The organism is Mesorhizobium sp. WSM4809 (genome assembly GCF_055811655.1).
Genome location: NZ_JBVVQW010000001.1, coordinates 127,536 through 141,497, shown reverse-complemented (window position 1 = coordinate 141,497; position 13,962 = coordinate 127,536). Strand labels below are relative to the sequence as shown.

The window sequence follows — 13,962 nt, the reverse complement described above, 5'->3', positions numbered from 1 at the left end:
GAGAGGCAGATGAACCCGCACCTGGTCTGCGTAGGAGGCGAGGATCACGCCTTGAGAGTTCCCTTCCTCATCGCGCTGCGAGAGAAAGGCTTTCGCGTTACGGCGGTCTCGAGCGGTTCTCCCGTACCGTTTCTTCGGCATGACATTTCGCATCACAGGTTCTCCTTCGACCGCTTTGCAAGCGGAGGCGGGGAATGGCGCACTCTCCGAACGATGCGCCGCTTGATGCAGGAGCTTCAGCCTGACCTCATCCAGAGCTTCGACACCAAGCCAAATCTGTTGACGCCCCTTTCGGTACGGGGAACTGTTCCGGTCATTCGTACCATCAACGGACTGGGGTGGACGTTCTCATCGCTGGAGCCTCGAGCCCTGGCCTTGCGTCCGGTCTATTGCGCACTGCAATGGCTTGCGTCTTCCTGGACGGCAGCGACCGTATTCCAAAATCGCGACGACCAACTGTTCTTCGAGCGCTTTCAGCTGATCGGCCGCGGAACTTCGCGACTGATACGCAGTTCCGGAATCGATGTCGATGCGTTCGCAACGGTGCGCCATCTCGGGTCCTCAGCAACGAAGATGCGAAAGGACCTCGGCCTTCAGTCCGCCGAAGTGGTGATCTTCGTCGGCCGTTTGACGCGCCAGAAAGGCGTGGCGACCCTTCTCAATGCGATCCCTCGCATCCTGTCCGCAAGGCCCGCGGCGCGGTTTGTGCTCGTCGGCCCACGAGAATCCGAGGGCTCATTCGCAATCGACAAATCGGAGCTCGATCGGCATGCACCTCATGTGCTGGCCTTGGGTCCGCGACGCGATGTCGCCGATCTCCTTGGCATGTCCGATGTATTCGCCTTTCCCACTCAGTATCGCGAGGGGGTTCCCCGTGTATTGCTCGAGGCGGGGCTGGCGGGACTGCCCATCGTGGCCTCAAGGATGCCAGGCTGCAGCGACGTCGTCGAAGACGGATGGAATGGCTACCTGGTTGCGCCGCATGATGCCGAAGCCCTCGCCTCGCGAACGATAGACTTGCTGTCCGACCGCGCGGCGGCCAAGGCGATGGGCGCCCGTTCTGTTGAACTTGTCCGGAGGCGGTTTGCCCTGCCACTGGTGGTCGACCAGTACTGCGACCTTTACGAAAACACACTCCGCGCGGGGCACATGCGACCGCTCCCTGCGGTCGGGCTTGGAGGCGGCCTCGCAAATCACCGAGGCGGGGCACATCAATGATCCGGGACGCCTTGCTCGCCCTGGGCGTTGCTATGTCCTATGCGACGCAACTAGGCGTTCCGGGATTGCCGCTCGGCTATGGCGAATTGTTCATCGCGATCTGGATCATGCTGGCGATTGGACGAATACTCGCCGGCGGCCGTCTCCAGATCACACCCGCTTTTGTCCAACTGGCGAGCTTCTGGCTGCTCCTGTCGCTCGCTTTGGGGATCGGCACGATCGTCGGTTACCTGACCACCGTTCTTTATCTGACCGGGCTGGTACATGACGTTATGGCCTATGTGTTGCTGGCAAGCTTTACGTGCCTGGCCGCGGCGGAGCCGGACGCCGATCGGCATCTGCGCCGCAGCGCATGGTGCGTGGTCGCGTTTGCCAATGGGGCCTTTGTGATACAGCTTGGTTTGGCTTATGGTGCGATCCACCAGTCCGGCGTCGATCCCTGGTTCTGGGACCGGTTCCGTGGCTGGTCCGAGAACCCGAACCAACTTGCGCTCTATTGCGCGCTTTTTGGCCCGCTGGCTTTGCATCTTGCTACGACCACCCGCAATCCATGGGCTCGTTGGCTTGCATTCTCATGCCTGCTCCTGACCTTCTATGTCGGCCGGCTGACGAAGAGCGACACCTATCTCTACACCAGCATCCTGAGCTGCCTCATCTTTATCGGATTGCGGCTTCGTGCATGGATAGCAACGAGTGGCCGCGCCAGCATGCCCCGCATGGCGGCAATTCTGCTGTTGGCGGGTTCCTTGCCTCTAGCGCTTGCAATGACGCCGTACGCGCTCACCGAAGAGACCAGCGTCGCCACTTTTGCCAAGAGCCTTACCAAAGACGATGGCGGGGAAGGGACCATCGAAACGTTCGAACTCCGGCTCTATTTGTGGCAGGAGGCCGTGGAAAAAGGATTGAAATCCGGCTCACTGGGACTTGGTCCTGGCCCTCATCTCGAGCGGCCTCCCGTCGCCGACCGTCAATTTCTGCAGCGACCTTTCGAAGCGCACAACACCGTTCTCGACCTTTACCTGCAGGGCGGATTGCTTGCCGTGATGGCGTTGGTCTGGATCGTGGGCGCCGCCATGTCCTTCGCCTGGCGAGCGGGATTCGACGCGCTGCTGGTGCTCGGGGGGTCGACGATAATCTTCAGTATGCCTCACCTGATCATCCGCCACCCGATCGTGTGGTTTTCGCTGGCTTTCTGCCTCGTTGCCGGAAATCCGACCGCACTTCGGCGGCAGCTTGCTGAACCGAGGGTGGCCTAATGTGTGGGATCGCGGGAATTCTGTTGGCTTCCGACGCTCTGGACACAAAGCCGCTTGGAGCGATCGGGCGGATGACTGCATCGCTGCGTCACCGAGGGCCGGATGGCGAGGGGCTCTGGATCGACCGCGAAGCTGGAATCGCACTGGGCCACAGGCGGTTGGCAATTGTCGACCTGTCAGCCGCCGGGCACCAGCCGATGCATTCCGCCAGCGGTCGGTACGTGATCACCTTCAATGGTGAGATATACAACTTTCGCGATTTGCGTTGTGAACTCGAGAGTGCGGGCCAAACCTTTCAAGGCGCCAGTGACACCGAAGTGATGCTGTGCGCAATCGAGCATTGGGGGCTTGAGGCCGCCCTCAATCGTTTTGCCGGAATGTTCGTGTTCGCATTGTGGGATCTCAAGACAAGAACCCTGCATCTGGCCCGCGACAGAATGGGCAAAAAGCCCCTCTATGTCGCCTCGACCCGAGATGCGCTGGTTTTCGCCTCTGAGCTGAAGGCGATCAATTGCTTTCCGGGCTTTTCTCCCGACCTTGATCTTGATGCCGCCGCGGCAATGCTTTCGACGGGATGGGTGCCGGACCATCGCTGTATCTGGCGAAGCGTGTTCAAACTGCCGCCTGGTTCTGTCCTTTCCGTCACGGCGGCGAATTTTGCCGAAGACCGCAGCGCGGACCGACTTTCCCGATGCGTTCACCGCTGGTGGTCGCTGGCTGCCGTCGCTGCCGATGGGCGACGGAATCCCGCCATCGGCACCGACGAAGATCTGGTTGACGAACTGGACAACCGGCTTCGGCTGGCTGTGCGGGAACGTATGATCGCCGACGTGCCTCTGGGCGGCTTCCTGTCGGGCGGGATCGACAGCTCAGCCGTGATCGCCTTGATGCAGGCCCAATCCTGCAAGCCGGTTCGCAGTTTCACGATCTCGTTCGCGGAGGGCGGCTTTGATGAAGCTCCATACGCAGCGGCCGTTGCCCGTCATCTGGGTACCGACCACTCCGAACTTCACCTCTCGCCAAGCGCCGCACGTGACGTCATTCCCGAGTTGCCCCAGGTCTGGGATGAACCCTTCGCCGATGAATCACAAATACCGACCCTACTCGTTGCCAGGCTCGCTCGTCAGCACGTCACCGTAGCGCTGTCGGGCGACGGTGGTGACGAGTGCTTCGCAGGGTACGGCCGCCACTTTATGGCGGAGCGGCTGAAACGACACCTGCGCCTGCCCCGACAACTGCGCCGAACCTTGGCGGCAGGGGCAGGTTTTTTCGCACGCGCCGGACGTGACGATGCCGTTGGCAAGCTGCCGCTCTCTGCCAGCGCGAGGCATTTTATCCGGAGCGACCGAATGGAACGCCTCGCCCGGCTGCTCACGGCATCGAACGAAGACGAATTGTTTCAGCGGCTGGCGCGGCCACAGGCTGAAAACCTGGGATATCAGCGGCCGACCGAACCAACCCACGGCTACGGTGGTCCGCCGCTTGACGACCTGCTCTCCCGTCTTCTCTACGATGACATGGCGGGCTACTTGCCTGGCGATATCTTGGTGAAGCTGGACCGTGCCACCATGGCCAACAGCCTTGAGGGTCGGTGTCCGCTGCTTGACCACCGCGTTGTCGAATTCTCCTGGCGGCTGCCATCCAACATGAAAGTTCGTGATGGCGCCGGCAAATGGATCCTTCGCCAATTGCTACGCCGCTATCTCCCGCAGCACCTGATCGAGCGTCCGAAACAAGGCTTCGATGTCCCTATCGCTGCATGGCTGCGGGGTCCGCTGCGCAACTGGGCCACCGATCTTCTCGCCGACATGCGAACCGAAAGCAGTGACGTATTGGACACCGCGAAGATCGACGCCTGCTGGCGCGATCACATTGATGGCCAGAACCGCTCGCGCGAATTGTGGTCCGCGTTGATGTTCCAGGCCTGGCGGAGCAAGGCCAATCGGCAAGCACAGCAAACCGGCCCAACTCATGAACTCGACCTGGCAGGAGTGTAAGATGGTAGGTTCCGCAATCAGCCCGATCCAGCTGCCACGGGTCAATCAACTACCAGCACCGGTTCTTGAAGGCAGAGTGCACGTGCGGTCATTGCGTGAATATGTCGAGCCGCCCACCGCGTCGCGCCAACTCTTCGTGATTTTGGCAAGGAGAAAATGGTCTATTGTTGCTTTCGCTGTGTTGGGCGGCTTGTTGGCGGGGTTGCTGGGAAGCCTTCGACCAGTTCTCTACGAGTCAACAACCCAGCTTATCGTCGACGCCCCCTCGCGCGGTTCACTGCCCGTCGGCGCCCCGTCTTCGCAGGACCTCGTTGATTCAAGCATAGATGACCACATCACGATGCTATCGTCGCAAGATCACCTGCGCCGCGTCATGGCGGCACTGCGCAAGACAGGTGCGGCGGAAACCGGACAGGACAATTCCGCTAGCAGGAATTCCCGGCTTGAACCGTCTGCCACCCCTCCCCCGAGGACACGCTCGCTTGCCGGCGGTCTACTGGACCGGCTGTGGCCAGGGGCGGACCAGGCAGCCAACGGTCCACAAGCCGAGGATGCCTCCGAGTTGAGAGCTTTGCGGCGAGGCATGCGGGTCGGGCAGGAGCTGCGATCGAGAGTAATCTCCGTCGCTTTCGCCGATGACAGCCCCGCGCGGGCGGCGCTCGTGGCCAACACATTCGCTCAGGTTTATGTCGACACCCTAACGAAGAAAAGGCAGGCATCCGACCAGCAAGAGCTCGATGCAATCACCGCCAGTCTGCCCGGGCTGCAAAATGATCTGCAGGCAGCGGCTGACCGCCTTGAGAAATATCGGCTGAGCCACGGAGCCGTCGACCAAGGCTCGGCGGACAATGCAGCCAGGGAACGGGCCGACCTCAGCCAGCAATTGTCGATGTCAAAGGCGGATCTCGCCGCCGTGGAATCTCGGCTACGGTACGTCCAGCAGCTTCGAGAGCAAGGGGCCACTCTCATCACCCTGGCCGAAGCTATTGGCGCGCCTGAACTTGCCGACCTTGCGGCTCGACAGGCTCTCGCGCCGGCAGACCAGGAACTCAGAGCCACGACGCAAAGCAAGATCGAACAAGGCGTCGACAAGATTGCTGCCGATGCAAACATTTTCCGTGCACAGATCGCCGCTCTCGAAAGCCGAAAGAACATCCTGGATGCGGTCATGGCCGACACCGCCAGCCGGCTTTCCGGTTTGCGGGCTCTCGAGCCGCAGGTCAGCCTGCTGACCCAGCGATATAACGAACTCCTGGGTCGACAACAGGATTTGACGCGGCGTATCGGAGTTCCCTCGGCTGGAATTTCGATCCTGTCTGCGGCTTGGCCGCCGACTATCCCGCAGACATTGCCAGCCATCTTCCTGGTTCCCCCCGGGATGATCCTATTCGCTATCCTTGGGGCGATGTACGTCACGATGCGCAATCATTTTGACCGGACTTTCCGTGGCGAGGCCGAGGCGGAAGCGGTGCTCAAGGTTCCATGTATGGGGCAGATCCCCGAAGCATGCGGAATGCATGCCAAACAACTGCGAAACCTCGTGCTGGGGGAGCGCAGGTCCGCATATAGCCGCGCCGTGACGTCGTTGCTGATCGCGGCGGCACCAAATGCGCTAAGGGCTCGTTCGTCGTACACGGCGCTTGTCACCTCCAGCGTGCCGCAGGATGGCGGGACCGAGCTCGCGTGGAGCCTGGCGCTCGCCGGCACGCGACTGGGCGGTCGAGTCCTGTTGGTCGATCTTGAACGCAAGGGCGTTCAGCTCACGCTCGAGTTCCTGCACCAGTTCAGCGAGCGCAAGAACCGCCATTCCTTCGCTGACTATGTTTGCAATCGCTGCGACCTGGAAGGTGCCGTTGCCAGGCTGCATGAAATCGGGATCGACGTGATGACCGCCGCTCCGTCGGACGACCTGCTGGCGCTGCTATCATGCGAGGACGGAGGCAAAGTGATGGCGGATCTGCACGCGACCTATCGCATCGTGATCATAAACCTGCCGTCGGCGCTGGGGCGGCCGGAAGCCAAATTTCTGCCAGGATGGGCGGACGTGGTTCTTTTCGCCATCCGGTGGAGGAAAACGCCACGCACCCTCGCTCGCGGGGTGCTGGAACTCCTTCAGGGCAACGGTTCTCTTGCAATACCTGTCGGCAGTGTCCTCACGCGAGTGAATCTGAAGAAACATGCCGGATATCGGCTCGAGGACAGCGCTGACCTCTTGCGCGAGCAAATAGCATGACGGCCACAGGCTCGTCCTTGGGCTACGTACGATCCGGGGGCGGTTCATCCAGGGAGCGGCCAGGACGATCACGGTGCAGCCTGTCAGCAGAGCGCGTCATTCAGGTGAATGATGGCAAGGTCCGGTGTGCATCGTAGGCTCCGGCAATCCCCGATATTTGCCTCCCTCGGAAGCGCGAACCGATGGCACCAAGCGACCTTCTGAGACCCAAGACGGTTCCTGCGGCCGGCACAGCCATCATCGTTGTTCGGCCGAGCCCGATCGGCTCGATCATTCGTGCGGCAAGCGGAGTGTCGGCAATGGCGATTGTCGGCCAGCTCACCCTTCTTGCTGCAATCCCGGTTTTGGCGCGGCTCTATTCGCCGGCTGATTTCGGCGTCTTTACGATTTACCTGTCGATCGTGAATATACTCGCCGGGGTCGCGGCATTGCGCTTCGAGGCTTCGCTCTATGGGGTCAAGGGGAGCGCGCAGGCCTATGTGACGGTCAAGCTTGTTCTCTTGGCTGTGTTCGTGACGACCGTCCTGGCCTTTTCGGCCGGACAGATGCTGTCGAACCTTGCTCCCGATCGCCTCGGCTCGCTCGCCTGGCTCATTCCGATCGGAATGGGAGGCGCAGGTCTGGTCGAAGCCATGAACTGCTGGAGTCTGCGTGCCGGGCTTTTGCGCGATTTTGCTCTCGGGCGCCTGATCCTGCCGGCGAGCATGGCTGCACTGCAATTGGTTTTCGGCATCGCCCACCTCGGCGGCGAAGCCATGATCCATGCGCATATTCTGAGCCAGTTCGTCTTCATCGGGGTGATCGGCTATCGGGTGATGAGTTGGGAGGATTTGCGTGGCATCGCCTGGGCACCTTGGCGTGCGGTATTGGAAAAGGCTCGGCGGGAATACAAATTTCCTCTGTTCGATATTCCCGCAACGCTCGCGAGCATAGCAATCAACAATCTTCCAGCAGTCCTTGTCGGCGGGCTGTTCGGCACCGCATTTGCCGGATATTTGGGCGTGGCCGCGCGGCTGGTCACCGGTCCGGTGACGCTGATCGCCACACCGCTCAGCAATGTTTTTGTCGCCGAAGCAAACCGGAACAGCAATCGTGGACACCTGCTTGGTGTGGCGCGCGGGCTTCTCCTGCTGGCCGCCGCCTTTACCGCGGTGCCGATCTTGCTGCTCGGCCTCGCCGCGCCTTATGTGGTCGTTCCGCTTCTGGGCGAGCCTTGGATGCCCACTGCGGAAATCATGACCGCACTGGCGCTGATGGGCGCGGCACAGGCGTTGTCGACTCCGCTCAGCGACGTTCCCGCTCTGTTACGGCGGCAAGGAACAAGACTGGTCATCGACCTCGCACGGGCGGTTCTCGTGTTTGGCCCGCTGCTCGCCGGCGCCCAGGCGGGCTGGCAGCCAGTCACCGTCATCTATTTCATGGCCGCCGGCGGCGCGTCGGGTTTCGCTCTGAAAATGGCAGCATCACTCTACCTGTTGACCCACGACCCTCAACCAGCAGGCGCTGCAACGTGCGTCCAACATGAATGTCTCGAGGAAAAAACACCATGAATTCGTCGTCGATTGACAACCTTCAAGCGGCAGTTGCGGTCACCCAGCATGACCGGGCCGATGTCTCATGGTCACGCCCTTTCATCTCGGTCGGGATACCAACCTTTCGTCGACCGGATACGATCCGCAGGGCGATCGACAGCGTCTTGGGCCAGGATTACTCCGATTGGGAGTTGGTCGTGAGCGACGACGAGGGACCGGAGGGCGAGACTTGGGCTATCGTGACCGACTACGCACGGAGCGAACCTCGCATCCGCATTATCGAAAACAGTCGAGGTCGCGGTCAGGTGGAGAACACCAACAACGCTATGCTGGCTTGCTCCGGACGATGGATCAAGTTGCTGCATGACGATGACTGGCTTGCGCCAGGTGCACTCAGGACATTCGCCGAAGTTGCCAAACAGTATCCCTCAGTCGCCTTCATGACGTCAGCCGCAAACATAATCGAGGACAAGCGAGTGCGATTTCGCCAAGTCCCCAAGGAGCAGGAACCGATCTCGCTTTATTCCAGCCAGCAGTGCCTGATGGACCTCTATCTGGTGCGTGCGACACGCTGCCTGGGGATTATTCCATCCACATTGTTGATCAACAGCGACGTCATTCGTGCCGGCTGCTTGATGCGCACGCACAAAGAGATTCCGGCCGGAGTGGATCAACTGTTCTTCGTCGATCTAGCCAGCCATGGGGACATGGTGGCGATAAGCGATCCGCTTACCTTTTACGATGCGACGAACCATCCAAGCATTACAACGTCAAAGAGTTTCCGCGAGGTCGACGAAGTGACCCTCGCCGTCAAGCAGCTTAACTGGAATCTCATCAAGGACCGCAACCATCTCCCGCCTCCCGAGACATTGCTGCGGGCATTGCGGGTTGCTCGTATTCCCATGAGGTTCCACCAGCAGTCCTGGTTGACCACGTTCCTGGACGGGATTCAGATCTTCCGGCCTTCCGTCATGAAGGTGGCGGGCTGGCACGTGCTTAACCACGTGTTTGCAATCCGCCCAAGATTGGGCCGGGTGCGCACACGACGGCGGTAGGGTGAGTCTGGCGGACAAGCACGCCAGCAACAGATTGCGCGCGCACAAGCCTGTTGCGCGCGCGCATGGTACGGCCGTTACCTCACGGCAGGACGCATATGCGCCCAAGAAGAGCTACCAGTTCCGCCTGGCGCCGAGTTTCGGTCTTGGCGAACAGCGACGCCAGCTGTGACCTTATCGTGGTCCGGCTCAAGCGCCGCTTGCGGGCTATCTCCAAAGGGGCATCGCCCTGCGCCAAGCGCAGCGCGAGTTGCGTTTCGGCACTCGTCAGACCAAACATTCTTTGCAGCGTCTGGGGATTTGGCCCGGACCTGTTTTCACGATCCAGCAGCGCCACGATACTCGTCGCGTCAGGCGTTGCTATGCCCTTCTCGTTCAAAACCAAGGGCCTGTCGCCCATGCCGCGGATCACCACCCATGAAAGCGTGCCGGGAAGAAAATTCCCCGGCACGTTTGCGATCAGCCGCCTCAGAGCAACCGACACCTTGCCGGCCGTATCAGCTGCCTCGCCCTCGCGCTCCAAGGTGTTTTGAGCGGCTGAATTCCACTCCATGACCTTCCTGTCGCTGTTCAGGATCAGATAGCCACACCCGATGCGATCAAGCATTCCCACAACAGATGCAAGGCTGCTCTGCTTTGGCTCGACGGCCACGCCGTCGAACCTTTGTGGTGCTTGGTGCCAGGCGGAACCATGGCCACCCTGCGTTCTCAAGGCCGAGACGGGCTTTCCCCCGAAACCTCCATATTGGCGACCAAGAACTCCATCATCTTGCCTACCAACCAATGCCATTTTCTTACCTCCCGCAAAACGGCAACGCCCCCTAGTCAAAAGGAGGTGCCTTAAACATGTCAGTCAGGTCGCTTGGAGAGTTGCGGTCAGATCCGCCCCCGACATCGGACAAAATGCGCGCTACAATCCCGGGGAACAATCCTGCGGTCGGACTAGTCTGTACGCTTTTCGGTCTAATCTCGACGGACTAGTCAGAAGGTTCTAATCTGGCACATGCGTTTGCATTCGCTCAGTTTGCACCCGAACAGCTCAAGCAAGTTGCTAACCCACCTTGCCTCGATGTCGCTCCTGATCGCGACACTTGCAGTGGAGACAGCGCTGCCGGCGTCTCTGGCATACGACATCGGCTTTTTTGAGTTTGTTCCCACCATTATTGCCATCTCATATCTCGAAGATCGCCTGGTCGCCCTTGCGGCAACGTTTGTGATGGCGGCTGTCGGCTTGTTGGCGCGGGATATCCTGAACAATCCAATTGACGTCGAGGTTTGGATTAGGGCCATTCTGCTGCTGGTTGCAGGCGGGATGATCGCCCTGACTTTCCACCGGCAGAGGCAGGACTACCGCACCCTTTTGCAGGTTGCAGAGGCCAGACTCGTGGCCTTGGAGGCAACCGAAAACAGCTATCGCTGGGCATTCGAACGTGCCGCCATTGGCTTTGCCAACATGAGCGAGAACGGAGAGTTGCAACGGTCCAACAAACGTCTTTGTGAGATGACAGGGTATGTCGAGGAGGAGCTTTCGAGTCTGCCGCTCAGGGCACTCGTCCATCCTGACGACAACCACACTTTGGCGGAAGCGTTGACTAGCCTCAAAGACACGACTTCTTTCGGCTCGGAGATCCGTCTCCTGAGAAAGGATGGCACGGTTTTGTGGACAAGATTGGCGCTGTCTTTGGCCGTGCCAGCCGATGCTCTCCCTCAAAGCATCTTTGTAATGGTGGACGATATATCTGGAGAGCGAACCGCCCGCGAGGCACTCCAGGCTCAAAAGGAATGGTTGGACCTGGCACTGTCGTCCAGCCGATTGGGAACGTGGCGTATAGATTTCGAGAGCGGGTCCGTGAATGGCTCAGCCGCGTTCTGGGAAATGATGGGACTGGCACCCGCGCCGAGCCGTCCATTGCAGGAATTGGCCGCGGTCGTTCACCCGGCCGACTTGCCTAATCTGGCGGCCCCGGGAGAGCTTGCATCAGGCGCCAACTATGATGCGGAGATCCGCATCAGGCGAGCTGGCGGGCATATCCGCTGGATTGCTCTTCGGGGCCGGGACGAATTGCGCGACGGTCGTGCACAGCGAATAGGAGTCGCCGCGGATCTCACCGATCGACGCATAACCATTCTGCTGCGGGCTGCGGCGAAGAAGCGAGAGCGGGCCATGCTTGAACAGCGCCATAGGCTCAACAATCTGTTTCCGGTGATCACGGCGCTTGTAAATATGGTCGGTGCCCCCGACAACGATATTGCCCGTTACAAGCAGACACTGATCGAAAAAATCGGCGCACTCCAGGCGACGCATCTGCTTCTTTCACGCGATGGCAGCCTGTCGGCTTCCCTCCGTGACCTCATTGCTCAGGAATTGCAGCCCTATATGGGGACGCACAACATTTCGATCAGTGGACCCGAAGTAAAAATGGCAGAGGGTTCGGCTGAGAGCTTCGCAATGATCGTTCACGAACTTACGACCAATTCCGTGAAGCATGGGGCTCTCGGCACTCCGGCAGGCCGGATCGAGGTCGTGTGGCAATTCGCAGCCCAAGAGCCCGGCGCCGACATAGTGTTTGAATGGTCGGAATCGGGAGAGCGCCGGGTCTCCACCTCGGCTCGGCGTGGCTTTGGGTCGTTGATTATTGGAGCTGACGGTGAACCTATCGTGGGCCACTCTTCCAAGCTTGAGATGCTGGATCACGGACTGAAATATTCGGTCCGGCTGCCGCCAAAAGCAATCGGCGCTAGTTGACGTCTCTGGCGGCCCATGTCTTCAGCAGAACCGCGGCCTCTGTCCGATTTCGTGCCCCAAGTTCGCGCAGGACGGCGGCGGCATGAATCTTCGTCGTCGCTTCTGCAATTTCAAGAGAGCGGGCAATCTCTTTGTTCGAGTAACCCTCGGCCATCAACCTGAGGACTTCCTTCTGTCTGGACGTAAGCCTGCCCAGATTGTTGACGCTGGTGGTCCTGTGGGGCATTTGCGTGGGAGCCACGGATGGAAGGCGTACCGACTCCTTGGGCCTTTGTGAAAGAAGTGCCGGAACGTAAATACGGCCGGCCAGGATTTCGTTCACCGCCAGGACCACCTCCTCGTCCGTTTGGGACTTTACGATATAGCCATGAAGCCCAATCGAAAGGGCAGTCAGAATCTCGGCGCGTGAATCGGTCCCCGAAACAATTGCAAACCGTGTGTCGGGATGAGCCGGTAAGACGTCGCGAAGATCATCCTGACCCGACAGTCCCGGCATGTTCAGGTCGAGGATGGCGAGATCGACGGGCGCCCGATCTTCAAGCAGGCTTAAGACGGTATCAAAACACGCCGCTTCGAATATTTCCAAGTCTGGCATGCCGGCCATCAATGCCAGTCGCAGCCCACGACGATACAGGCCGTGATCGTCGGCGATGATAATACGATACATGAACCACCCACCTTTTGGCAGCCCCGCATGTGTCCCTAGCTGCCGAAACCTCCGTCTGGATGGACCGTACGGTGACCCAACACAGATCAGCCGCCCGCTGATCCCCCGTATGTCGACGCTCGCCGCCGCCCATCCGCATATTTCAACTTTCTAATATAGCTTACACTCGCACGCATTTCAGGGCCAGATATTGAAGTGTTTTTTTCGTACGAATGGTAGCGATGCCCTTCCGAGAAGGTCGTTACCGGCGCCGGACATGCGCACAGCAGTTGCCAGTCGAGCGGCTACAGCTCCCCAGCGCTGATTGATTGCCCTGCCGCGCCATGCCCTGCCGGCTGGAATATTGAAATCAAAAGGCCGGGAAAGTGCCATTCAAATGCACGACGACGCCTTCTCGGGCGCCACTTACCATCGCTGCACTCCGGAGAGGCGAAGCCAACACTGGCGTACCTTCCGGCCGGGTGGGCTGGACCCATCACACCGCGACAGTCGTATCAACAGGAGGACGAGATGAAAGCGGTCATTCAGTGCGGTGGAATGGGAACACGCCTTCGGCCTTTCACATCCATCTTGCCCAAGCCTCTCATGCCGATCGGTGCTCGACCGGTTCTTGAATTGCTTTTGAAGTGGCTGCGACGGAACGGCATTCAGGATGTCTACGTCACGACCGGCTATCTGGGGCACTTGATCCGCACCGTATGCGGAGACGGATCACAGTGGAATCTAAGGATACGCTATACCCAGGAGTTGGAACCTCTCGGCACTATTGGCCCGCTCTCCCTGATCAGGGAGGAACTGGACGAGCCGTTCATTGTTCTCAATGGGGACGTACTTACCGATCTCAGTCTCAGCCGGTTTGTGGCGTCACACCGCACTCATACGGATCCAGTCACCATAGCCACAGCTTCCCGCATCATCAAGATGGACTTCGGCGTCATCGACGAGGTCGGCAATACTGTCCAGGTATTTCGCGAAAAACCGACGCTGTCTCATCTGGTAAGTATGGGTATATATTGCATGAATCCAGATGTTTTTCGTTTTATACCTGACGGCATCGCCTTTGGATTCGACGACCTCATGCTGCAGATGATGCAAAACGGCACGAATGTGCACGTCTACAAACATGACGGGCTTTGGCTGGATATCGGACGCGTTGAAGATTTTCAAAACGCACAAACCATCGCCTGGGAAGAGCAGTCCGCATCGATCGAGGTCTCGGCAGCGGCCGCTTGAGGGCTGAACGCCCTGCCGCGCCAAT

General features: G+C 59.6%; 10 protein-coding genes. 8 read left to right on the top strand and 2 right to left on the bottom strand.

Going from position 1 to position 13,962, the window contains the following annotated elements; genetic code table 11:
• Positions 1 to 9 precede the first annotated feature (9 nt).
• The 6 genes from AC0L24_RS00555 to AC0L24_RS00530 all read left to right on the top strand — a co-directional run bounded on the left by AC0L24_RS00555 (position 10) and on the right by AC0L24_RS00530 (position 9,291).
• Positions 10 to 1,218: a glycosyltransferase family 4 protein gene (locus tag AC0L24_RS00555; RefSeq protein WP_127811188.1), complete on the top strand. Its 1,209-nt coding sequence runs from the start codon at positions 10 to 12 to the stop codon at positions 1,216 to 1,218.
• Positions 1,215 to 2,474: an O-antigen ligase family protein gene (locus tag AC0L24_RS00550; protein WP_473563316.1), complete on the top strand. Its 1,260-nt coding sequence runs from the start codon at positions 1,215 to 1,217 to the stop codon at positions 2,472 to 2,474. The genes AC0L24_RS00555 and AC0L24_RS00550 overlap by 4 nt, the downstream gene beginning before the upstream one ends.
• Positions 2,474 to 4,471, top strand: a complete 1,998-nt coding sequence (gene asnB, locus AC0L24_RS00545; RefSeq protein WP_127396546.1) for an asparagine synthase (glutamine-hydrolyzing) — start codon at positions 2,474 to 2,476, stop codon at positions 4,469 to 4,471. Before AC0L24_RS00550 ends, asnB begins: the two co-directional genes overlap by 1 nt.
• A 1-nt stretch (position 4,472) precedes the next feature.
• Positions 4,473 to 6,704 (top strand): GumC family protein, encoded by a 2,232-nt coding sequence (locus tag AC0L24_RS00540; RefSeq protein WP_127396545.1) that lies wholly within the window; start codon positions 4,473 to 4,475, stop codon positions 6,702 to 6,704.
• 182 nt (positions 6,705 to 6,886) lie between these two features.
• Positions 6,887 to 8,254 (top strand): oligosaccharide flippase family protein, encoded by a 1,368-nt coding sequence (locus AC0L24_RS00535; RefSeq protein WP_127811190.1) that lies wholly within the window; start codon positions 6,887 to 6,889, stop codon positions 8,252 to 8,254.
• Positions 8,251 to 9,291, top strand: coding sequence for a glycosyltransferase family 2 protein (locus AC0L24_RS00530; protein ID WP_127267494.1), 1,041 nt, complete (start codon positions 8,251 to 8,253; stop codon positions 9,289 to 9,291). The genes AC0L24_RS00535 and AC0L24_RS00530 overlap by 4 nt, the downstream gene beginning before the upstream one ends.
• Before the next feature lie 82 nt (positions 9,292 to 9,373).
• Here the strand turns inward: AC0L24_RS00530 and AC0L24_RS00525 are convergent, their stop codons facing one another.
• On the bottom strand, positions 9,374 to 10,081 hold the full coding sequence (locus AC0L24_RS00525) for a helix-turn-helix transcriptional regulator (RefSeq protein ID WP_127267495.1): 708 nt from the start codon (positions 10,079 to 10,081) through the stop codon (positions 9,374 to 9,376).
• 213 nt (positions 10,082 to 10,294) lie between these two features.
• Here AC0L24_RS00525 and AC0L24_RS00520 point away from each other — a divergent pair, with 213 nt between their 5' ends.
• On the top strand, positions 10,295 to 12,037 hold the full coding sequence (locus AC0L24_RS00520) for a PAS domain-containing protein (protein WP_127396529.1): 1,743 nt from the start codon (positions 10,295 to 10,297) through the stop codon (positions 12,035 to 12,037).
• Here the strand turns inward: AC0L24_RS00520 and AC0L24_RS00515 are convergent.
• Complete coding sequence (locus AC0L24_RS00515; protein ID WP_127811191.1) at positions 12,030 to 12,704, bottom strand: LuxR C-terminal-related transcriptional regulator; 675 nt, start codon at positions 12,702 to 12,704, stop codon at positions 12,030 to 12,032. The two genes, AC0L24_RS00520 and AC0L24_RS00515, sit on opposite strands and share 8 nt — an antisense overlap.
• Before the next feature lie 510 nt (positions 12,705 to 13,214).
• Between AC0L24_RS00515 and AC0L24_RS00510 the strand changes: the two genes are divergently transcribed.
• Positions 13,215 to 13,937, top strand: a complete 723-nt coding sequence (locus AC0L24_RS00510) for a nucleotidyltransferase family protein (protein ID WP_127396530.1) — start codon at positions 13,215 to 13,217, stop codon at positions 13,935 to 13,937.
• Positions 13,938 to 13,962: the final 25 nt, after the last annotated feature.

Coding starts and splice junctions, on each gene's coding strand:
- AC0L24_RS00555 (WP_127811188.1), top strand. CDS start 10: ATGAACCCGCACCTGGTCTGCGTAGGAGGCGAGGATCACGCCTTGAGA.
- AC0L24_RS00550 (WP_473563316.1), top strand. CDS start 1,215: ATGATCCGGGACGCCTTGCTCGCCCTGGGCGTTGCTATGTCCTATGCG.
- asnB (WP_127396546.1), top strand. CDS start 2,474: ATGTGTGGGATCGCGGGAATTCTGTTGGCTTCCGACGCTCTGGACACA.
- AC0L24_RS00540 (WP_127396545.1), top strand. CDS start 4,473: ATGGTAGGTTCCGCAATCAGCCCGATCCAGCTGCCACGGGTCAATCAA.
- AC0L24_RS00535 (WP_127811190.1), top strand. CDS start 6,887: ATGGCACCAAGCGACCTTCTGAGACCCAAGACGGTTCCTGCGGCCGGC.
- AC0L24_RS00530 (WP_127267494.1), top strand. CDS start 8,251: ATGAATTCGTCGTCGATTGACAACCTTCAAGCGGCAGTTGCGGTCACC.
- AC0L24_RS00525 (WP_127267495.1), bottom strand. CDS start 10,081: ATGGCATTGGTTGGTAGGCAAGATGATGGAGTTCTTGGTCGCCAATAT.
- AC0L24_RS00520 (WP_127396529.1), top strand. CDS start 10,295: ATGCGTTTGCATTCGCTCAGTTTGCACCCGAACAGCTCAAGCAAGTTG.
- AC0L24_RS00515 (WP_127811191.1), bottom strand. CDS start 12,704: ATGTATCGTATTATCATCGCCGACGATCACGGCCTGTATCGTCGTGGG.
- AC0L24_RS00510 (WP_127396530.1), top strand. CDS start 13,215: ATGAAAGCGGTCATTCAGTGCGGTGGAATGGGAACACGCCTTCGGCCT.